Here is a 20,274-nt window from a genome sequence, read left to right as displayed (position 1 = left end):
TCAGTTCTCATGAGACGTCACAGGCGCATATTGTCTCCGGGTGGTGGTAGGACCAAAGTGTAACAGTTGTTCGTTTGTGATAGGCCGAACTGACAGATGGTAATACGGTGGAGGGCCATAGTCTGGAAGTGCCGACAGTTCCTGCAAAGAAGAAATAGGATGAGCGGATGAAGGTACGCAGTGGTCAGGAGAGCAGTCCGGCTTGGTCTCACAGACCCTGCTCGTTAAGGTGGGGCCACATTTACCCGTCGCGCAGGCCTCAAAAATACACATAGCGAAATAGTCCGCCATGAGCTTGTTGAAATAGCCCATAATAACGCCCTCTTGCTGGATACAGCTATGGCGTTATTGCGGCTCCGGCAGCGGCTGATTATTGGGTACGTTATCCCGGCGTTGCTACTAAAGATGGGACCATGGTTATGGTTCCCACTCAGGTTGTTTACCGGGCGCGCTGTTTATCCCGTCGGCGCTCGATGAGGTCCTCAATCATGATGATAATGTCCTCATCAAGCTCGTTGGGATACTTGCGGTTGGCGTACTCACGGAACTCCGGCCATTCAGCAGTCGGTGCCTGGGTTATTGTTGGCAGGTGTCCCGACATGGAGAGGACTTCCTCCACGGAAACGCCACTGTACTCAGCCAGCTTGCGGCATGAAGCTGTGCTGGGGACATCTTCACCTGACATCCAGCGTCCGACGGTTGGGTGGCTGACACCGATATCGGAGGCTAGCTGACTGGGCAGTCGCCTCCGACGGGCCATCAGTTTCTCCAGGAATGGTATTATGGTGGTCTCTTTGTTGGTACTCATACCAATATTCTAGCATACCTGCCATCCGCCTGCCAAATACGTCGTAACCCAATATGGCAGACTATCGTATCCGTCAGTACGGAGTCCACTACCTGCACAATGTCATTATTACAGCTTGAGAAGGTGCCGGACTTCTGTGGCATACCACAGAAGTCCGGTGCGTTTTTTAAATCGACCTTGCCAGGACAGCGCCGTCATTAACGGCCCAGAGTATCTTTTTAACGCCCCGGCAGTCACCGATGACGTGGATGTTCTTCACTTTGTCCTTGAGTGCATAGTACAGTCCGTTGTTCTCGACGCCGCCAAAGGCGAGGACCACGGTATCAATACCATCAATGATTCTATCTTCCTCGGTGTAGATGTTGGTCACAGTGACCTTGTTACCAGATATCTCTCTGACCCTGGTATTAGGGGTTAGTGTGACCCCGTTCATGAGCAGCCGCTGAAGCAGGACAGCACGGGTGATATTCTCAACTGAGGGCCCCGGATACTGTCCCGGGAAGACGACTTCCACTTTCTTGCCCTGTTGGAGCAGATAATCAGCGGTACTGAGTCCCTGAATGTGCGACTGGTTATCAATGACAACCACGTTCTGCCCGACTTCAACCGTGTCGTTGAGGACGTCCCGGACATCGACGACGTTGTCCTGGTCGACACCGGGGATGTCGTCGGGGACGTACGGTAGTGAGCCGGTGGCAATAACGACAATATCCGGTGCCTGTTCGAGTACGGCATCCACGGTCACCTCGGAGTTGAGGTGTACATTCACGTTGTTCAGATTCATCTGGTACCGGTAATAACGTGCCAGTTCCCCGATGTCTTCCCGTCCGGGCGCTTTGGCAGCGGTCAGGGTCAGCCCGCCGAGGTCATCGCTCTTGTCCCAGAGGGAAACGTCGTGGCCGCGCGCCGCGGCTACGCGGGCCATTTCCATTCCGGCAGGGCCGCCGCCAATGACCATCACCTTCTTCTTTTCCGTCACCGGTACCAGCTCCAGCCAGCCGAGGATACTCTCCTTGCCCACAGTGGGGTTATAGGCGCACGTAATCCCCTGTGGATGGCGGTTCTGCTGGACATTCTGCCAGCAGCCTTCGGAGCAGGACATACACTTGCGTATCTCTTCGACCCTGCCTTCGCGGGCCTTGTTCGGAAGCTCGGGGTCGCATATCGTAGCCCGGTTCATTGCCACAAGGTCCGCCTGCCGCTCCTCAAGTATCTTCTCCGCCTGGGTTGGGTCATTGATACGGCCGATACAGCAGACGGGCAGGTCTACCACTTCCTTGATGTTCGCTGCCAGGTAAACGGAGTGGCCCAGCGGGTAGTACATGGGCGCAATGGTCAGGTAACTGCCTGTGCTGACGTTCAGGTAGTCCAACTTTCCGGTGTTGGCCATCATCGGGGCCATTACCTTCATGTCCTCGATAGTGTATCCACCCGGCCTGAACTCGTCTCCATTGAACCTGATGCCCACCACGAAGTCACTGCCAACAGCGGCACGGACGGCATCGATGACCTCCAGGGTAAACCTCATCCGCCCCTCGAGGCTGCCACCGTACTCGTCGGTGCGGTGATTGGTCACCGGTGACATGAACTGGTTGAACAGGTACCCATGGGCACCATGCAGTTCCACGCCGTCGACCCCTGCTTTCTTCACTTCGGCCGCACTCCAGGCAAAGGCCTCGACGACTTCCTTTATCTCTTCCCTGGTCATTTCATGGGGAATGCCACCGCCGGCGGCACGAGGTACCGCCGAAGCGGACCACGCCTGGTTACCCACCAGCTCTGACGCCGACGAAGACCCGCCGTGCCAGAGCTGGACAAAGAACCGGGTGCCGTGCTGTTTTATCGCGTCGGCCGCTCTCTTCAGTTTCTCGGTGTGGTTGGGCATGAGGCTGGGCACCATCAGGGTTGACCGGTGGACGCCCCAGACCCCGGTGCAGATAAGGCCCACTCCACCCTTAGCCTTCGATTCCCAGTAGGCTATCAGGCGGTCTCCGGGCAGCATGTCCGGGTCACGCATTGCCGGGTAGTGTCCCGGGACTACTATACGGTTCGGAATGGTGACGGGACCTACCTTGATAGGACTGAAAAGAAGCGGAAACCGGTCTGCCATTTGTTTACCTCCATATCCCTGAATGTGATTACTTCGCGCCGAGAACAAAAGGCGCCAGGATAGCGCCCGAATTACCCTGTTACAAACCAATACCGATAGGTAGCTGACTCTACTTGATGTCTTTCAGGTCCGGCAGAGAACCATCTTCTCCAACGGTTGCTTCACCTAGTTCGAGCCTGAATCCGACCTTCTCCATGGTGTCAATCATGTGCACCGGGGCCTGGTTCTCCTTGACACTGACACCGGGAGGCATGATTTCTGTCATATAGGACCAGTCCAGGGGGAACTTGAGCAGTACAGGGGCACCCTCCTTTTCCAGGGCGCTCACCGTCTCGTCCATGTTCTCCACGGTGAAAGTAAGGTTGTGCACACCCGGGCCCTTCTCCTTGAGGAAGTCCGACCAGAGAGTTCCCTCCATCCGGGGTTCGATGAACTGGAGCACGACCCCACCCAGCTCTACGTGAACAACATGTGCGCCGGGACCGTCCAACATGCCGGCGAACTTGAGCTGGGTCTTTTCCGCGCCGAAGACCCGCTTGAGGAACTGGTAGGCTTCTTCAGCGTCACGGACAGCTATCTCGATGTGTACCAACGGTGATACTTTGCTTGGCATATCTTGCTCCTTTCGCCCTTCAGGCAGTACTAACGCCTAGTCGTTCTCCCCGGTGAGGAAATCCGGCTGCTGGAAGGCGGGATTGGGGTACGTGTAGAACCCCTTCCCGGTTTTCATGCCCAGTTCACCGCGCTCAACATAGGGGAGGATGAAGGCCATCATCTGCTCCTGGGTAACTTCGGTATCATTACTTGTCAGGCCCTGACCGGCCTCGAGGACGATGTTCAGGCCGACGCCGTCCATCATGGCAAAGGGTCCGGCGGGTTGTCCCGTGACCATCATATATGCCCGGTCGATATCATGTGGGTCGCCGTAACCTCCGGCTGCCAGGATGAGCGCGGTACGCAGAAGACCACCGAGCATGGTGTTGAACAGGTAGCCGCCCTTTTCCTTCTTCATGACCATGGGCACTTCCCCGATGCTGCGCGCGAACCGCTTCAGGAACTCCACGGTCTCATCCGAGGTCCGAGGTCCCCGCATGATGTCCACCAGTGACCCCAGCCCGCCGTGGAAGTGCATTGCGGCAAACCTATCACCACGTGAGACGGCACCTTCGATGTCCGAGACCAGTAGACTGGAAGTGTTGGTGGTCATGATGGTGCGGGAAGGACAGAGCTTGTCGAACCGGGCGTGTGTCTGGCGTTTAACCTCCACCAATTCAGCAACGGACTCGCTGAGGATATCCGCATTCCCGGCTGCTTCGACGGGGTTGGTGGTGTAGCTGATGCGGGCCATTCCGGCATCAAGCTCCTCCTGGTTCACCGCGCCGGCGGCAATCATCATTGCCCCCATCTGTCTCTGCCGGTCCGGACAATTCTGCAACGCTTCTTCGGAGATATCGTAGACGGTCACCTCATAGCCGCCGCGTACGGCAGACATCAGGGAAATACGCCCGCCCATGGTACCGGCTCCGAGAACGCATACCTTCTTGACTTCATCCATCAGTATCTATTTCCCCCTTTTTATCAGTCAGGACTGCGCCTGGCTGTTCTTATCCTGGTCGGTGTCTTCCTCTTCGTCCAGAATACGCCGTGCATTCTGTCCTGTGGCCACATAGGCACGCATTCTCTCCATGGCCTCGCCACTCTGGAGTAGTTCACGGAAGAGCTCTGATTCCATAGCAAGACCGTCTTCCAGGGGCATATCTATACCTTCGAAGATACACTGCCGGATATGGTGAACGGCCAGTGGCGGTCGCGTTGCAAGCTCCCTGGCGAAAGCAAGCGCCTCCGGCATCAACCTCTCCGGGTCGCAGGCCCTGGTGATAAGACCGATACGCTCCGCTTCGTCAGCAAAGACGGCTCTGCCCAGCAGTTGTAGCTCCAGCGACTTGGCGATGCCGATAAGGCGTGGCATACGCTGTGTCCCGCCACCACCGGGCAGGATGCCGACGTTAACCTCACCCTGGGCCGCCCGGGCAGTACGTGACATGAAGCGGAAATCGAAGCTCATCACCCGCTCCAGGCCGCCGCCGGCCAAATTGGCATTGATTGCCGCGATGATTGGCTTGGAGTCGCGCCGGAAGCCGATGCGGCGCTGTGGAGGCGGTGCCTGTGCTGCCTGCTTGGCAAGGTTCTCTCCCATATTGACCAGTATCAATACATCGAAGTGCTGGATAAAGACGTCCGGCATGGCACTTGTGAAGATGCCCACTCTGAGGTCCGGGTCAGCATAGAACTCGCTTTCAAGATTGGCGAACTCCATTCCGGTCTCTGTGGTCCAGAGATTCTTGGGCGGGTTGTCGAATCTCCAAATAATGACCGGTCCGTCCTTCTCAATCTGGAAGAATCTTGGCTGCTCTGTCATTAGTCACTCCTTCTGCTTTTTACTTCTCTTCTCGAGCCGGCCCTTGATTTATACGGCAGACTCAGTCCTCCGGTTTGTACTCAATCCATGTACCCTGACCGAGGACACGGCCGCCGGGGTCAATCTCGGCACGTAGTACCGTAAGCTGCTGCTCGGTCGGTGGCGGCAGTTTCTCCAGTGGGTCGGCGATGAGCGGTTCGAAGTCCATCTCGACAAGCAGGTCGTCCAGGGTAACCCAGGGCGCAATCGCCAGGAGCTTCATCATGTGGGTCTCTTCATCGAAGCCGAACATGGCTATCTCCGAGACCACCCGGTATGGTCCGGTGTTTGCCGGGAGACCGGCCCTTTCGCGGGCGCGAGGAGAGCCATCCAGATAGCCCGGAGACGAGATGAAATCGACTCTCCTGGGGTACTTGCGCTTCTCCTGGTCGGCCATGAAGATTGTCTGCCAGCACATTGAGGCTATCTCGTTGGCGCCGCCCGGGCCACCAAACCGCCTTTCCGGGTGCTCATAACTCCCACCGATGAATGTAGAGTTAATGTTGCCGTACATGTCTACCTGGAGACAGTCCAGAATACCGTAGTCGTAGTAGCCCATGGCGCAGTGGAAACCGACGGTATTCATATCCTTCCAGGCAACAGCGCGGTACTCGGCAGCGCCGCTTGCCCCGGAAAGGAACGGGACATACTCCAACGGGTCCGGACATATGGTGCCATCCTCAACGACGTAATAAGCTCTGGGGGCAAGGGTCTTCCTTGCCAGCATCATCGCCATCATCGGTGACCCGCCGATGGCCACCCAGTAGTACTTGTTGTTCTCAATCAGGTTGGCGACATTGATAAGGAGTGACTCGGTTGTGGTGAAGTTGATTGTCTCACTCATGCGCGGTAACCCTCCCTGAAAGTCTCGGCCTGCATCAACTGAATGAGCTTTCTGGCTCCCACCAGCTTGTCCAGCATCTCGGCGTGGGACTCAAAAGCGTAGACCCATTTCTCCAGATATGCGTCCATGGTACCCATGCGGTCAGCCATCATCATCTCTATCATGTGCTCCGGGTCGCTGCCATAGAGCCCCGGCATGGCACCCGGATACGTGCCAAACGGCACATTTACCACAGCATCGACCATGTAGTAAGGAACAGTGGTGAGCTGTGGGCGACGCCGTATCTCATCGGAACTGACAACCTCCTCGGTAGAGATGATAAGCTTCTTGGCACAGGAACAAGTCTCCATCGGGGAAAGGCCGGAACCGAAAATGCGGGCATTACCAAACTCGTCGCACTGGTGGACATGAACGACAGCAACGTCCAGGTTGAGCGCCGGGACGAGGCATATCTCCTGTCCGGTGAAGGGGTCTTTGATAAGCTTGGCACCGGACTGCTCGAAGGTGTCGGTACCGCCAATGTAGCGGAGAGGCAGGAAGGGCAGCCCCATGGCGCCGGCAAGTTCGCGGTAGACCACTGCGCCATTGGTCCACTCGGTGACCTTGATTAAGCCTTCCTGGATTGCCCGGGAGCAGGTACCGCTCTGGATGAACCAGCCGATGTCAATCCGGCTGACACAGCCACCGGCGATGAGAATGGCCGGGTCCATGCCGCTGAACCTGACAGCCACCCAGAGGTCCTTCTTCTTCTGGCGGATAATCTCGTGCATGAGGGCAGCAGGCCCTCTCTTGTGGATGTTGAGGTCGTAACCCAGATAGTCACCATCACTGACGAACTTCTCGACGGCCTCTTTGGCTGTCATCACCTTGCTCTTCAGCTCCCGGGACTTGTGCGTCCGCACCCATTCCCGGTGACCGTCCGGGTCCGGGGTCCGGTACACTCCCTTGCCTGAAGCCAGTACTTCCATAGTCAATAGTCTCCTTTCCTTAGTTAGTTAGTACCTGGCTGGTCGGGTACTAACACATCGGTAATGCACGAATATTGGCACAGGCGCTGGTGCATGTCAAGAGAGTTTGGCCATGTTGGTAATTGCTGCGGACATGAGAAAAGGCACCCATAAGGTGCCCTTCATGTTGGATTCTGTGGTGAAACCGGACTGATGCGCTACCCCGAGGACGAATCACCCCCGGGCGGTGAGGAGTGTTTCCTGCTGTCGGTTACGTAAAAGCCTGACCCTTTGAAGATAACCGCGGTGGGTTGGAAAACACGGTGGGTATCTCCTTCGCACTGGGGACAGGACTCCATAGATGTATCGTGAAAGCTGCGACGTACTTCAAATCGGGTCGAGCATTCTTCACATTCGTATTCGTAGATAGGCAATCCGATGTATCCTTTTTTATCCCTGCTACTATCAATATAGCATATTTCTTGTGTCGGTGACCTTGCTGGCAGCGTCAGGCTGCATTCAGGTCATCATGTTTACCTGCGGTTCGTACCGGTCGCTTCATGAACTGTTCAAGGTCCTTCAGTTCCCGGCGGTGGCCACACAAAAGGCATTGCTCGTACCAGCCATCTATGTCATTGTCTATATAACTGTCACCACCACATCGGGGACAGGCCTTAAATCTCCACCTTAGCATCAGCCACACCTCCTTCATCCGCGCCGGGTTCTCTCCCTTGATGTTCTACTCAATTCTAGGCGCAAGGAGAGACATTGTATGTAACATTTGTCTCTTTGGGGTAGCTGCGGTTGGGTGAAGGAGGAGGGATGCCAGCAGGTTAAAAAGTGGGATATACTGGCCGTACAGGCTGTGGTTACCGGTTAAGGCCGGGTCACTTCGTCGAGTACTATCTCAAAGGGACAGGTAATGGCTCCGAGGGGGCATACAGCTTCGCACATCATGCACCAGCCACAGGCCTGGGTCTCAATAACGGTGACAGTCTCTTCGATATAGACCAACGCACCACAGGTACACACACTGACGCAAAGTCCGCAGTTGTCGCACTTATCCTTATCGATTTGTGGCATGAACGGCAATGTAGTCTACCCCCGTCTTTCTTATACTATATCCTGGTACTGCGTCTCAGTCTGTAACATATATCTCAGACCGATGCTGCTACCATATCTTCGAGTGCTTCTTTGTCGGCTATCTTTATCTGGTGCCGCTCCAGCCTGATAGCCCCTTCCTCTTCCAGTGCCTTGAGCGACCGGGCGACGACCTCCCGAACGGTACCCGCCATGGCGGCCATATCCTGCTGGGTCAGCCGCGGCCTGGGAGAGGTGCCGTCGCCGGCGTGTTCCAGGAGTATCTTGGCTACGCGGCCAATGACGTGCCGGAAGGAGAGGTCCTCTACAAGCTCCACCAACTGTCGTGTCCGGTCAACGAGTACCCTGATGGTATTCAGGGCCACCTGCGGGTGCTGCCTCAGGATGGTCTGGATTTCGTTCTTTGATATCCCATAGAGTACGACGGGACTCATTGTCTGGGCACTGGCTGGTGCAGGACCGTCATCGAAAATGGCGATGTCGTTAAAGGAATCCCCGGGTCGTGCTATGCTCAGAATCTGTTCCTTACCTTCAGCGGACGTCTTGAATACCTTGACTGCACCCGAGGCGATGAAGAAAAGCGCCTCGGCGGATTCGCCCTCGAACTGGATTATTTCGTTGCGGTCGACCGTCCTCTCGAATATAAGCTGCCGCACTGAGTCCAGCTCAGTTGCGTCAAGTCCGGTGAAGTAGGGGATTGATTCCAGGAACTCCCGCTGAATGGTCATGCTCTCCCACGTGTCTGAGGTTGTGCTTCAGATACACCTAAGATTATATCAAGAGCCGCCGGAACGCAAGGCTTTGTACTCGTCCGGTATATCAGTGACACTCCGGTATAGCCGATGCCGGTTGCCACTGGAAAGCAGAAGGAGAAGACCGACAAGTAGTCTTCTGAACGCCTGCCGTCTCACTTCCCCGCATCACCTGGAAACGTTTGTATCTGTGGACCCTGCCCCGGGCGGGGTCTTTCCAGTTACGGTTTGTCCTGTGAATCGGTCAGATGGTAATCGACAGACGGACCAATCCGGGCCCTCGTGCCCCACAGGTAGAAGCCCACTGCAGCAATAAAAGCCACAGCGCTGATTGTACTCCAGATAAACCATGGCTCACGAGGAAAAGTGTCGAGCAGGACCCCGCCGAACAGCGGTCCCAGGGACATACTCAGACTCTGGCTCAGTCCGAAGAACCCCATGTACCGCCCTCGACGGTCTGATGGTGCAAGCTGTCCCACTGTTGATAGTGACAGTGGAGTGAACGTTATCTCTCCGGCGGTGACAATCGCTATCGATGCCAGCGCCCAGCCGAAGTTCTGGACCCAGCCCATAGACAGCCAGCCGATGCCGAAGAACAGACTCCCCAGTATCATACCTCGGGCCCTGGTCAGTCTTCCTGCCCAGCGCGCCACCGGGTACTGGAACAATACCACGATAATACCGTTGGCGGTGAGCAGCATCCCGTACTGGGCAGTTGACAGGCCCATCCGGTCCACCGTGAAGATAGACAGGGTACTGCCAAGCTGTCCCATCGTCATGAACACCAGCAGGCAAAGGCCACTGAAAGCCAGGAAGGTCCGGTCGGTGGCTGCGGTGAACATACTGCGGAAGTCTACGCGGTCCGTGGTGGCAACGTAGGACTCCCTGAGGAGCAGGAATATCAGAGAGAAAGTCAGGATGCTTGATAGGGCGGTCACTCCGAAGAGCCAGGCGTAAGGCAGGAAGGTTATCAGGTATCCGCCCACTGCCGGGCCCATTGCCCAGCCAATATTCTGTCCTACCCGCAGGAGTCCATAGGTCTCGGTAAGCTGGTTCTCGGGAGAGAGGTCAGCCACCATGGCTGTCATGGCGGGACGCATCATCATTCCTGCTGACTGGCCGGCGATATAGATGGTGATGATGCTCCATACCGGTGCCGAGGTCGCTATCAGGACAGCCAGCCCCGAGTAGAGGAACATCCTGATGATAGAGGTACCGAGAAGCAGTCGTCGCCGACCGAGTCGGTCAGCCAGCACGCCTCCCACCATCTGAGTGGTAGAGGAGCAGATGCCCCCGATAAGAAAAAGTACACCGACCAGTGTCATCACCAGGCCACGTTCCTGGTGGAGGTACAGGGGTAAAAAAGGCAGGCAAATGGAGAAACCTGCCGAAGCAACCAGCTGAATGACCATGAGCGCCCAAATCCCGCGTGGGAAGCGGTTAAGCACGTTTCCACGCAGGTATTGTGTCGCCCTTGAATATGGATTAACCATCAGCGGCATGGATGTCGACCCCTTCTGTGGAGGTGAGGGCCCTCACCAGTCCGGCATTCGGCGTCTGTACTTGCTCCGTACACCCGAAGTGAAACTCTTTGCCTTTCAGTATATCATACGGTGGTAAACGGCCATTGTTGCTTCTGGCCGGTGATTGACAGGATTACTGCATGGTTGTATCTTAGCAGAGTGATGAAAAAGGAGAGTCCAGAGGGAGCGCCCCTCAGAAGGGGCGAAACCCCTCTTCTGAGAGGGGCCGAAGCCTCCTTTGGCAGGGGTGTCTGGGCGTCATTCTTACAGAATGACGTTAGCAGAATCCGAAACCAGATTCTGCCGGTGTCCCCCAGATACAATCTTTCCCCCCTTCCTCGGTAGGAAGGCTCTTCCTGGACAGGAAGGGGAAGGCACCGCCCCTTCTGAGGGGCGCCACATCTGGGCCGCACGGGGATTGGTCGAAAGGGTTTTTCAGCAACCTGTTAGGGCAGAATGCGGGTTGCAGGAGGTAGACGGTGTTTTCAGACAGCCACTGCCACATGGACGGTTTTGAGTCGGAACAACAGCTTATGGAGGTACTTGAGAGGGCGGCGGCCAGCAATCTTGACATAATACTGACAACGGGGATGAGCCTGGAGTCATCGGAAGAGGCCATCCGCCTGGCGAGGACTCACCGGGTAGTACTGGCTGCGGTAGGAATCCATCCCTGGAATGCCGTTGCCCCCACGGACGAACTGTGCCGTCGTCTTGAAGAGCTTGCCATCACGGAAAGCGTTGTTGCCATGGGTGAAATAGGACTGGACTATGCCCGAAGTCCACAGACGGCAACCGAGCAGAGAGAACTGCTGAAGTATGAGCTGTCACTGGCCCACGAGAAAGGTCTGCCTGTAAACCTGCACTGTCGCGAAGCCCATGCCGACATGATGGGACTGCTTCGCAGGGAGGTCGGCTCCGGGTTGACAGGGAACATCCACGGGTTCTCCGGTGACAGCGACATGTTGAAGGACTGGCTTGAAATCGGGTTCTACGTTGCTATCGGCAGGGCGGTACTTGGAGATATGCCCGAACTGGAAGAGGCAGTTACCCGGATTCCGTCCGACCGGCTGCTCACCGAGACGGATGCTACACCGAGGGGGCAGTCAGCCGGTCCCGCAGAGGTGGTTGCAGTGGCCGAGAAAGTGGCCGCACTCCGCGGCGTTACAACCGAAGAAATTGGCCGGACCGCTACGGCAAACCTCAAGCGCCTGCTCAGACTGTAACCGGACTGTGGTGATGCCCGGCACTGTGGCTGGCACAGGTCTAGCAGGGTGATGAAAAAGGGGAGTCCAGAGGGAGCGCCCCTATGGCAGGGGTGTCTGGGCGTCATTCTTACAGAATGACGTTAGCAGAATCCGAAACCAGATTCTGCCGGTGTCCCCCAGATATAATCTTTTCCCCCTTCCTCGGTAGGAAGGCTTTTCCTGGACAGGAAGGGGAAGGCACCGCCCCTTCTGAGGGGCCCCGCCTCTTCTGAGAGGCGCTCCATCTGGGCCGCACGGGGATTGGTCGAAAGGGTTTTTCAGCAACCTGTTAGGAGTGTCCTCAGGTTTTTTCGTTACCCTCCTAGAAGGAGGTCCGCACATTGATACAGGCGGGCAGACCCGAAGCGAAGGCCCTTTCCAGCGCAGGACGTATGTCTTCCGGTTTGTCTACTGCTTCTCCGTAGCCGCCAAGGGCCTCGACTACCTTATCGTAGCGGACATAGCCCAGGTCGGACCCCACCACGCGGCCAGTCCCCCTGTTCTGCTGGAGGCGCTTTATCACTCCCCAGCTGCCGTCGTTGCTGATTATGGAGACAATGGGAAGGTTATGCCTGACCATGGTGTTAAACTCCATGGCGTTCAGCCCGAACGAGCCGTCGCCACTGAGGTAGAGCACCTGATTGTCCGGTCTCGCCAGCCTGGCTGCTATTGAGTAGCTGGGACCCACACCGAGTGTCCCGGTAGGGAGAATGCTGAGCATGTGCCCGGGGTAATAGCTCCGCAAAACCCTGAATCCCCACCCGGAGATTTCACCGCCATCCATAACTATTGTAGCGTCCCGGTCAAGGAAGTCACGAATCTCCCGGCAGAGACGGGCGGGATGGACCGGGCTACTATCGGAGTTCATAAGGCCGGCCATCTGCTCCTGCTGGACCATAACAAGCTTGTGGCATTGCTCCACCCAGGGTAGTTCCTTTCTGCCCTGGCACCTGTCGCGGGCTTCGTCGCTCATCTGCCTCAGCACCGCTTTCGCATCCCCGATAATGCCGATGTCAATCGGCCGGTTACGCCCTATCTCGGTGGGCTCGATGTCTATCTGAATCCACTTGCTGTCCTTATTGAACTGGGGGGCTCGTCCGTAAGCCATCAGGAAGTCCATCCGTTTGCCGATGACCAGAATTGCGTCTGCCTGGTCGGTTCCCACGCGGGGATTGAGGCATAGCGGATGGTCGGCGGGAAGCGAGCTGCTGCCGATACTGCTGCTGAAAGGTATACCGGTCAATTCAATGAACTCGCGGAGCTCATCGGCGGCCTGCGACCACCAGAGGCCCATGCCGCCGATTACCAGCGGTCGTTCGGCCTTCAGAAGGATGTCCACGGCCTGCCTGACCATCTCCGGGTCTCCCTGGGGTCGGGCGTCTGTCCGGTAGTTGGTCGGCAGCACTACCTCATCCTCTTCAATCTCAGCGTTGAGCACGTCAACGGGAAACTCCAGGTAGACCGGTCCCGGTCGACCGCCAAGGGCCTGCCGGAATGCCATGCTGACATACTCGGCGATTCGTTTCGTCTCGTAGCCCGCCCGTGCCCACTTGGTGATGGCGCTGGCCAGTTCCAGGGAGTTCATGTCCTGGAGGGCACCCAGTTCGAAGTTCTGTATTCCTGTCCTGCCCCCGAAGACTATTATCGGGCAGGCCTTCCCGAAAGCGTCCCACAGTCCGGTGACGGCGTTGGTGAATCCCGGCCCCGCGGTGGCGGCGGCAATACCCGGTTTTCCCGTCATCATAGCCCAGCCTTCGGCGGCGAAGACCGCCGCCTGTTCATGACGGGTGTCTATGACCTTAATACCTTCGTCGGTACAACCCTGGAATATAGGGTCGATTTCCCCGCCGGACAGGGCGAATATATACTCTACTCCCTCCTGCTTGAGCACTCTGGCAACCAGCTTGCCTCCGTTAATCCTGGCCACTAGTTAGACCTCCTTAGTACTGCTGAATCTCACCTGTTCCCGGTTTGGTGTATGCCGAGTTTCTAGTACTCAGTTGCCTAAATACCAGGTAGTATGTTCCGCAGGGTGAGACCCTTCGCTACACTCAGGGTGACATGCCATTGACATGTCATTCTTAGCCGGGACTCCGAGCGGAGCGAGGAGACACAGAATCTGAATGTTGCGCGGATTTGTGCAACTAGGTACTAGTTCATAACATTGCCGCCGTTGACGTTCAGGGACTGACCGGTGATGGCCCGTGCGTCCTCGGAAGCGAAGAAGACTACCGTTCGTCCAATGTCTTCCGCTGTCTCCTCTCTCCCCATCGGTCTTTGGGAAACTATCCGTTTCTCGAAAAACTCACGCGGCGACATGTCTTTAAGAGCGGGGTTCATGTCAATCAAACCCTGCGCCAGCCTCTCCCACAGTGGCGTCCAGATGACACCGGGGCAGACGCAGTTGACGTTGATATTGTCGCCAGCCAGTTGCAGGGCGAGTGACTTTGTGAGAGAAATCACACCGCTCTTGAATGCGGAATAGGCCATCAGCAGGGGGGAGCCAACCCGACCCGCCTCCGAGGATATGTTGATTATCTTACCGCTCTTCTGCTCTCTGAGGTAGGGTATTACTGCCTGGGACATGAGGACGTGCGCTTTCAGGGTCAGGCGATAGTATCCGTCCCAGCCGGTCCCGCCCAAGGCTATACTATCGGAGCCTCCTTCGTCGGAGCCACCGACATTATTGACCAGGATGTCGATCCTGCCGAAGTGGTCGATAACCTCCCGGACCGACTTCACCACGGAGTCATCATCGGTGGCATCAGCAACGACGACCAGTGCGCGTCGTCCCATTTGCTCCACTTCGGTGGCGACCTTTCTGGCGGTCTCAGGGTTGATTTCAATCACGGCAACATCAGCCCCTTCTTCAGCAAGACAGAGCACAATACCCCGGCCGATTCCCTGACCGCCACCGGTAACGACGGCAATCTTGTCTTTTAGTTTCATCTTGACCTCGCTATTACGACATATTCAGGGTATGTCCACCATTATAGCATCACTTCGTAAATATCCAAACTGCCCCGGCTGCTCTTGCGGTCGACGGTGTGTCTCTCATTCAGAACAGGTATTCTCCGGTGGCAACCGGCATTGGATGTGCCGGAGTGCCAATAATGTATTGAACGAGTACAGATAGTTGCACACCGGACAGGGGGGAATGTATCATGTCACTATCGAATCTGTCCAGGAGGTCTACCATGCTGCCGTTTGAAGGACTCGTTGCCTTGGATTTCACACGTGGGTACCCGGGGTCGCACACTACCATGTTCCTTGGTGATTTTGGGGCTGACGTTATCAGAGTCGACCCACCACCCGGTGCCACGCCGCGTGGGGATATGGACCAGGAGAGACTAGCCGCTTTCCAGACAGTCCACCGCAACAAGAAGAGCATCATCATCAACCTTAAGAGCGAGGATGGCCATGCGGTGCTGAAGAAGCTGGTAGAAAAGGCGGACGTGCTGCTGGAAGGTTTCCGTCCCGGGGTGATGGCACGCCTTGGTGCCGGCTACGAGGACTTGAAAGTGATAAACCCCCGGCTGGTCTATTGCTCGCTGAGCGGTTTCGGGCAGGACGGACCCTATGTTTCCAGGCCCGCCCACGATATGAACTACATCTCACTTGCCGGCGCCCTCAGCCTTATCGGACAGCGGAACGGCCCCCCATACCTACCGAGCAACCTGGTCGCCGACTTCGGCGGTGCGGCGATGCATGGCCTGTCGGGTATCCTGATCGCACTCTTCGCCAGGGAGAGGACCGGGCGGGGTCAGCATGTCGATATCGCCTATCTTGATAGCGTCATCTCACTCATGTCACAGGAAACGCCCAACTACTTCCTCACTGGCGAGGCGCCCCGCCGCGGCGAAACGCGCCTCACCGGTGCACATCCCTGGACGAACGTCTACCGCTGCAAGGACGGGGAGTATGTCACCATTGCCTGCATCGAGCCGCAGTTCTGGGACACCCTGTGCAAGGAGTTCGGCAGGGAGGACCTGATACGGTTCCAGAGAGAGCCTTACCCGCAGGAAGAGCTGGACGATGTCACCAGGCAACTGGCGGAGGTATTCCTGGCAAAGACCCGCGATGAATGGGCCGCGTTCTTCGAAGGAAAAGAGGTCTGCTTTGGTCCGGTCCTCTACCTGAACGAGACGTTCCAGGACCCGCAGGTCCGGCACCGCGAGATGGTGGTGGAGATTGACCATCCCACGGTGGGTAAGGTGAGACAGATTGGCCTGCCGGTCAAGCTGTCCGATACCCCCGGGGAGATAAGAAGGCTGGGCACTCCCAATGGCGCTGATACCGGGGAGATATTGCGAGAACTGGGCTATGGTGAGGAGGAGGTCGGGGCACTGCTCGACTCGGGGGCGGTAACGCAGTCGGGTGCGGGGTAAGGTCCAGAGATATCGTGAGATGAACTGGCCGCGTTGAGCAAGCAGGCAATCAGCTTTGGAATTCGCGAAGAATGTCGGTCTCGTCCCGGTCCTTGTGTGCCCAGGCGATCCGCTCGTCGACGTGGCGCACCAGCGAGTAGCACACCGGTCTGAAGCCCTTCGATTCCCAGAAGCGGGAACCGATTATATTGGTGGATTCGTAGTCTACTGAACAGCGCTCATAACCGGCCGACCGAGCCCAGTCCAGCGAATAGTCCAGCAATGCGGTGCCGAAGCCACGAAGACGAAGGTCCTCCCTGGTGAAGGTGCGGTTAAAGGCGACGATGGTTTTGTCGGAGACGGGCATCACGGCACCATGCGGGTCTGACGGCTGGAGTCCCATGAATCCGACCGGTTCATCATCATGATATGCCAACCACATTGCGTTGTTAGAATCGGAGAGCCACTGCTGTGTCCGCTGTCTCTCGCGGTGAGTAATAAAGGGCATGAATGCGGGCGCGCTGGCCATATGTCGCCGCAGGGCAATCACCAAGGTAATAACCGGGTCGATATCCTGGAGTGTGGCGCGACGGATTTCGACATCGGTTACCGGTCCTTCAACAGGAGCGAGATCGCGGAAGGCGTCCACAGTCGTCACGCCAAAGCCGAGGGAGTACCAGGCATCGGAAACAGTATGTTCGTGGGCAAAGACGGTGACGGCGTGAGCAAAGTATCCGTCAGTAACCCAGCGGGGCGCCAATTCGGCGTACATAGCCCGATAGATTTCACGATTATCATCAGAGTCAGCGGCATGGCACCAATCGGGACTCCAGGCTAGGCGACGGTCTATGTTAAGGACGAGGAGACCCAAAAGAAAGCCGGCGAGTCGGCCGTTCGCATAGTCCCGTAGCCTGGGCACTATAGAGCCTGAGTCTTCAAATGCAGGAGGGAGGGAGAGGTCAAGCTTTCTCTCTGCCCGGTACCTTGCTGCTACCAGAGCACCGGCGTCTTCCAGGTGCTCCTCGTTGAAAGGCATAATTACCATTCGGTTACTCCTTTACTTCACGTTAATCCCATTATAGGTTCTCGCTGTACCATCTTGACCACTTGGATATCTTTTTCCACTTTGCCTTATCTTCGAGACGAGTCCGAATATCCTCGCGCGCTGCCAGATGTCGAAGCTCTTTCTCCAGCTTCCTGTAGCTCTGAAGACGGGCAGTATCCAGACTGCCCTGCTGGATTGCCGCCTTGACGGCACATCCCGGCTCGGAGTGATGTGTGCAATCTCTGAAGCGGCACTCACGTGACAGCCATTCGATGTCTTCAAACGCGCTGCCGAGGCTGTCTTCATCGGCCCACATCTGGACCTCCCGCAGGCCCGGGGTGTCAATGACAGCCCCTCCGACGGGAAGGAGGACCAACTCGCGCCGGGTGGTCGTATGCCTTCCTTTTCTGTCTGTGCTCCGCACTTCACCAACTTCCTGCCTTTCGATACCGAGTAGAGCGTTCAGCAGAGCGGATTTACCCACTCCGGAAGGACCGAGAAAGACGGTTGTCTTTCCTCTGGTCAGGTACGTCTCCAGAGCGTCCAGCCCCGATCGCTCGGTAGCACTGACGGCATGAATGGGTACACCGAGAGCGACGGGTTCAACGTCCCGTATGCACGCGTCGACATCCGGGCAGAGGTCCGCTTTGTTCAGTACGATTACCGGAACCGCACCGCTTTCCCAGGCAAGGGTCAGGTAGCGTTCGAGCCTTCTCAGGTTAAGGTTCCGGCTGCCGTCCAGCCCGCTGACGATGAATACCGTGTCTACGTTAGCGGCAAGTACCTGCTCGCGACTCAGGCTGCCGGACATCCGTGCCCGGTCATCGGACATCTTACGGGAGAAGCAACTTCTTCGGGGAAGGACCGCGTATATCAGACCCTTTTGCTCATCAGTGTTTGGCATGATAATTACCCAGTCGCCAACGGAAGGGTACCGGTCACCTGCCCGGCTCTCGTATCGCATCCTGCCCGATACTCGTGCGGGAAACTCTCCGTATTGGCTATACACCTGATAGGAGTGCTTTCCCGCAGCGATAACCCTGGCTGGCACACAGCCATCCACCATCGAAGACTTGAAGTGGTCCATGAAAAATGAATCCCATCCCAGTTCTGCCAGTCTGTCTTGACACATATCGTTTGCGCTGCTCCCTTTATTCGGATTGTGCGAGTACTCGTTGCGCGGCTGTCGTTACAGGTCGGGAAAAGAAAAGACCGCGGATGTGTCACGCCCGCGGTCTATCTTGCTTTGGTATCCTTGGTCCACCCATAGGAGCAGGACAAAGAAAAAACCGTTCCCGGGGGAACGGCCTAAAACACTCACAGTCACAAGAGACTACTCGGCCGGAAACCCTCCGGAGCGCGACAAGCTAATGTATCGTCTTACTTCTGCAATCATCACACCCCTCCTTTCCGGTTTCCCTTTGCATGTATGGACCGGTGTCTACTGTCCAGTTGATGATATCATTGGAATCATGGCAAGTCAAGCTGACGGTTGCTCAGCATCTCCCGGAGCGGTCCGCAGGCGGCTATTCCAGGCGACCACCCGGGCCATGGCGACGGCCGCCTGTCGCAGGGAGTGGAAGACAGCGAATCCGGCGTTGACGAACGCCTCCTGGATGGCAAGGAACTCCTTCATCGCTTCCATGCTGAGGCCGGGGCGCACTGCCAGCACAATCGGCTTACCTGATTCCTGCCAGACCTTTTTCATGGCATCGATGGTGGGTTCGAGGAAGTCCGGTGAGGCGAAGCGTCCTCCACCCAGACCGCCGATGGGGTGGAAGCCCAGGTGGTAGATGAGAATGTCTATTTCAGCGAGCCGGCTGAGGACGCGCATCGTCGGTCCGATTGCCTGGGGAGTGGCCAGGGTCGGAGCATCGATAGGATTGGTGAGGATACTGCCTGCCAGGGGCAGGAACTGGAGAAGCTCCTCCTTCGTTTCACGGGATATGGCCGGCATATACAGCCCTGCCTTTTCTATTTCATCACTGGCGAGGACGCTGGGGCCACCACCGGCCCCAACCAGGGCAACGCCGGTACCCTGCGGCCGGGGACTGGCAAAACGCAAGGCCACGAGCACGTCAATCAGTTCATCGAAGTCATCGACTTGAATAGCCCCCACTTGCCGGCAGAGGGCCTTGAAAACGTCCACAGAACTGGTCAGGCTGGCAGTGTGTCCGTGAGCAGCCCGCAGGCCGGCCCCGGTAGTACCTCCTTTATAGATAACCACCGGCTTGCGTGAGGCGGCCTCCCTGAACGCTGCCTTGAAGCGCTCTCCGTCCTTGGCACCTTCGATGTAGGCAGCGATAATCTCAGTTTCCGGGTCACTGGCGAAATAGTGAAAGAGCTCACTATCATCGATGTCCAGGCCGTTCCCGTAGCTGACCACCTTGCTGAAGCGAAGGCCCCGGGGACCGCCGTCCGCCGGGAAGAAACTGGCGTGACCGCCGCTCTGTGAGATGAAGGCTACCGGACCGGGTTCCATTGGCCCGCTCCCGGCCTGGACCAGTCGGCTCTTTGGGACGAATAACCCAATGCAGTTCGGACCGATAATGCGGAATCCACCCTGCCTGGCTTTGTCCAGCATAGTCTGTTCCAGCTCCGCACGCTCGGCGATGCCGCTTTCGCCGAATCCGGCGGTGAAAAACTGGACCGCCTTCACTCCCTTGGCAGCGCAGTCATCCAGGAGCGTAAGCGCCGACTCCGCGGGTATGCTGACGACAACGTAGTCGACAACGCCGGGGATATCACGCACGTTGGGGTAGCAGGGGATACCGAATACATCGGTATATTTGGGGTTGACGGCATAGATAGCCGGGAAACCAGCTTGTTGCAGTGACATGAGGACTCCGGTTCCGAAGCCTCTGCCTGCGGGCGAGGCCCCTACTACGGCAACACCACGGGGCGAAAAAACATCATCCAGGGAGGGTCGTTTTAATTCCATGTGGTCATAATATCAGGCCGGACAGCAAACGGCAAATCCTGACGGGAACGGCAAATCCTGACGGGGACGGCAAATCTTGCCGCGAACGGCAAATCTTGACGCGGGTGCCGCGCGTTTCGTCAGTCGGTGGTTAG

18 protein-coding genes are annotated in these 20,274 nt (G+C 57.0%); 2 read left to right on the top strand and 16 right to left on the bottom strand.

The window, feature by feature from the left end:
* Window positions 1–439: 439 nt before the first annotated feature.
* The 11 genes from VMW13_04035 to VMW13_03985 form a co-directional block, all read right to left on the bottom strand.
* Window positions 440–808, bottom strand: a complete 369-nt coding sequence (locus tag VMW13_04035; GenBank protein ID HUV43984.1) for a helix-turn-helix transcriptional regulator — start codon at window positions 806–808, stop codon at window positions 440–442.
* 166 nt (window positions 809–974) lie between these two features.
* Window positions 975–2,918: an FAD-dependent oxidoreductase gene (locus VMW13_04030; protein HUV43983.1), complete on the bottom strand. Its 1,944-nt coding sequence runs from the start codon at window positions 2,916–2,918 to the stop codon at window positions 975–977.
* A gap of 109 nt (window positions 2,919–3,027) precedes the next feature.
* A complete protein-coding gene (locus VMW13_04025) occupies window positions 3,028–3,531 on the bottom strand; it encodes a VOC family protein (GenBank protein ID HUV43982.1) in 504 nt (167 codons plus the stop codon).
* A 36-nt stretch (window positions 3,532–3,567) separates the two neighbouring features.
* On the bottom strand, window positions 3,568–4,473 hold the full coding sequence (locus VMW13_04020) for a 3-hydroxyacyl-CoA dehydrogenase NAD-binding domain-containing protein (GenBank protein HUV43981.1): 906 nt from the start codon (window positions 4,471–4,473) through the stop codon (window positions 3,568–3,570).
* A gap of 27 nt (window positions 4,474–4,500) precedes the next feature.
* The gene (locus tag VMW13_04015) at window positions 4,501–5,337 is read right to left on the bottom strand and encodes an enoyl-CoA hydratase/isomerase family protein (GenBank protein ID HUV43980.1); all 837 of its coding nucleotides are present in this window, start codon (window positions 5,335–5,337) and stop codon (window positions 4,501–4,503) included.
* 61 nt (window positions 5,338–5,398) lie between these two features.
* A complete protein-coding gene (locus VMW13_04010) occupies window positions 5,399–6,220 on the bottom strand; it encodes a CoA-transferase (GenBank protein HUV43979.1) in 822 nt (273 codons plus the stop codon).
* Window positions 6,217–7,188 carry a CoA-transferase gene (locus VMW13_04005; GenBank protein HUV43978.1) on the bottom strand — a complete coding sequence of 324 codons (972 nt, stop codon included), beginning with the start codon at window positions 7,186–7,188 and terminating at the stop codon, window positions 6,217–6,219. Before VMW13_04005 ends, VMW13_04010 begins: the two co-directional genes overlap by 4 nt.
* A gap of 487 nt (window positions 7,189–7,675) precedes the next feature.
* Window positions 7,676–7,861: a hypothetical protein gene (locus VMW13_04000; protein HUV43977.1), complete on the bottom strand. Its 186-nt coding sequence runs from the start codon at window positions 7,859–7,861 to the stop codon at window positions 7,676–7,678.
* A 182-nt stretch (window positions 7,862–8,043) separates the two neighbouring features.
* Complete coding sequence (locus VMW13_03995; GenBank protein HUV43976.1) at window positions 8,044–8,250, bottom strand: 4Fe-4S binding protein; 207 nt, start codon at window positions 8,248–8,250, stop codon at window positions 8,044–8,046.
* A 74-nt stretch (window positions 8,251–8,324) separates the two neighbouring features.
* Window positions 8,325–8,996 (bottom strand): Crp/Fnr family transcriptional regulator, encoded by a 672-nt coding sequence (locus VMW13_03990; protein HUV43975.1) that lies wholly within the window; start codon window positions 8,994–8,996, stop codon window positions 8,325–8,327.
* A 245-nt stretch (window positions 8,997–9,241) separates the two neighbouring features.
* A complete protein-coding gene (locus VMW13_03985) occupies window positions 9,242–10,522 on the bottom strand; it encodes an MFS transporter (GenBank protein ID HUV43974.1) in 1,281 nt (426 codons plus the stop codon).
* Between the two features lie 500 nt (window positions 10,523–11,022).
* Between VMW13_03985 and VMW13_03980 the strand changes: the two genes are divergently transcribed.
* Window positions 11,023–11,766, top strand: a complete 744-nt coding sequence (locus VMW13_03980) for a TatD family hydrolase (GenBank protein HUV43973.1) — start codon at window positions 11,023–11,025, stop codon at window positions 11,764–11,766.
* 343 nt (window positions 11,767–12,109) lie between these two features.
* Here VMW13_03980 and VMW13_03975 read toward each other — a convergent pair whose 3' ends face one another.
* Both VMW13_03975 and VMW13_03970 read right to left on the bottom strand, forming a co-directional pair.
* Window positions 12,110–13,714 carry a thiamine pyrophosphate-binding protein gene (locus VMW13_03975; protein HUV43972.1) on the bottom strand — a complete coding sequence of 535 codons (1,605 nt, stop codon included), beginning with the start codon at window positions 13,712–13,714 and terminating at the stop codon, window positions 12,110–12,112.
* A 224-nt stretch (window positions 13,715–13,938) separates the two neighbouring features.
* Window positions 13,939–14,736: an SDR family NAD(P)-dependent oxidoreductase gene (locus VMW13_03970; GenBank protein HUV43971.1), complete on the bottom strand. Its 798-nt coding sequence runs from the start codon at window positions 14,734–14,736 to the stop codon at window positions 13,939–13,941.
* A gap of 248 nt (window positions 14,737–14,984) precedes the next feature.
* On the opposite strand from VMW13_03970, the gene VMW13_03965 reads away from it, so the two are divergent.
* Window positions 14,985–16,175 carry a CaiB/BaiF CoA-transferase family protein gene (locus tag VMW13_03965; protein HUV43970.1) on the top strand — a complete coding sequence of 397 codons (1,191 nt, stop codon included), beginning with the start codon at window positions 14,985–14,987 and terminating at the stop codon, window positions 16,173–16,175.
* Window positions 16,176–16,224: 49 nt separating this feature from the next.
* Here the strand turns inward: VMW13_03965 and VMW13_03960 are convergent, their stop codons facing one another.
* From VMW13_03960 to VMW13_03950, 3 genes are all read right to left on the bottom strand, one after another.
* A complete protein-coding gene (locus VMW13_03960) occupies window positions 16,225–17,199 on the bottom strand; it encodes a GNAT family N-acetyltransferase (GenBank protein HUV43969.1) in 975 nt (324 codons plus the stop codon).
* 31 nt (window positions 17,200–17,230) lie between these two features.
* Window positions 17,231–18,331: a ribosome small subunit-dependent GTPase A gene (gene rsgA / locus VMW13_03955; protein ID HUV43968.1), complete on the bottom strand. Its 1,101-nt coding sequence runs from the start codon at window positions 18,329–18,331 to the stop codon at window positions 17,231–17,233.
* A gap of 348 nt (window positions 18,332–18,679) precedes the next feature.
* The gene (locus VMW13_03950; protein HUV43967.1) at window positions 18,680–20,140 is read right to left on the bottom strand and encodes a CoA-binding protein; all 1,461 of its coding nucleotides are present in this window, start codon (window positions 20,138–20,140) and stop codon (window positions 18,680–18,682) included.
* Window positions 20,141–20,274: the final 134 nt, after the last annotated feature.

The sequence above is a fragment of the Dehalococcoidales bacterium genome (assembly GCA_035529395.1).
Classification (GTDB): Bacteria; Chloroflexota; Dehalococcoidia; order Dehalococcoidales; family Fen-1064; genus DUES01.
The sequence above is the reverse complement of the archived record's forward strand: the minus strand, read 5'-3'. Positions and strand labels throughout refer to the sequence as shown.

Bases quoted from the DNA above. Each gene is read 5' to 3' on its own strand.
- VMW13_04035 (HUV43984.1), bottom strand. From the start codon at position 808: ATGAGTACCAACAAAGAGACCACCATAATACCATTCCTGGAGAAACTG.
- VMW13_04030 (HUV43983.1), bottom strand. From the start codon at position 2,918: ATGGCAGACCGGTTTCCGCTTCTTTTCAGTCCTATCAAGGTAGGTCCC.
- VMW13_04025 (HUV43982.1), bottom strand. From the start codon at position 3,531: ATGCCAAGCAAAGTATCACCGTTGGTACACATCGAGATAGCTGTCCGT.
- VMW13_04020 (HUV43981.1), bottom strand. From the start codon at position 4,473: ATGGATGAAGTCAAGAAGGTATGCGTTCTCGGAGCCGGTACCATGGGC.
- VMW13_04015 (HUV43980.1), bottom strand. From the start codon at position 5,337: ATGACAGAGCAGCCAAGATTCTTCCAGATTGAGAAGGACGGACCGGTC.
- VMW13_04010 (HUV43979.1), bottom strand. From the start codon at position 6,220: ATGAGTGAGACAATCAACTTCACCACAACCGAGTCACTCCTTATCAAT.
- VMW13_04005 (HUV43978.1), bottom strand. From the start codon at position 7,188: ATGGAAGTACTGGCTTCAGGCAAGGGAGTGTACCGGACCCCGGACCCG.
- VMW13_04000 (HUV43977.1), bottom strand. From the start codon at position 7,861: ATGCTAAGGTGGAGATTTAAGGCCTGTCCCCGATGTGGTGGTGACAGT.
- VMW13_03995 (HUV43976.1), bottom strand. From the start codon at position 8,250: ATGCCACAAATCGATAAGGATAAGTGCGACAACTGCGGACTTTGCGTC.
- VMW13_03990 (HUV43975.1), bottom strand. From the start codon at position 8,996: ATGACCATTCAGCGGGAGTTCCTGGAATCAATCCCCTACTTCACCGGA.
- VMW13_03985 (HUV43974.1), bottom strand. From the start codon at position 10,522: ATGCCGCTGATGGTTAATCCATATTCAAGGGCGACACAATACCTGCGT.
- VMW13_03970 (HUV43971.1), bottom strand. From the start codon at position 14,736: ATGAAACTAAAAGACAAGATTGCCGTCGTTACCGGTGGCGGTCAGGGA.
- VMW13_03965 (HUV43970.1), top strand. From the start codon at position 14,985: ATGCTGCCGTTTGAAGGACTCGTTGCCTTGGATTTCACACGTGGGTAC.
- VMW13_03960 (HUV43969.1), bottom strand. From the start codon at position 17,199: ATGGTAATTATGCCTTTCAACGAGGAGCACCTGGAAGACGCCGGTGCT.
- rsgA (HUV43968.1), bottom strand. From the start codon at position 18,331: ATGTGTCAAGACAGACTGGCAGAACTGGGATGGGATTCATTTTTCATG.
- VMW13_03950 (HUV43967.1), bottom strand. From the start codon at position 20,140: ATGGAATTAAAACGACCCTCCCTGGATGATGTTTTTTCGCCCCGTGGT.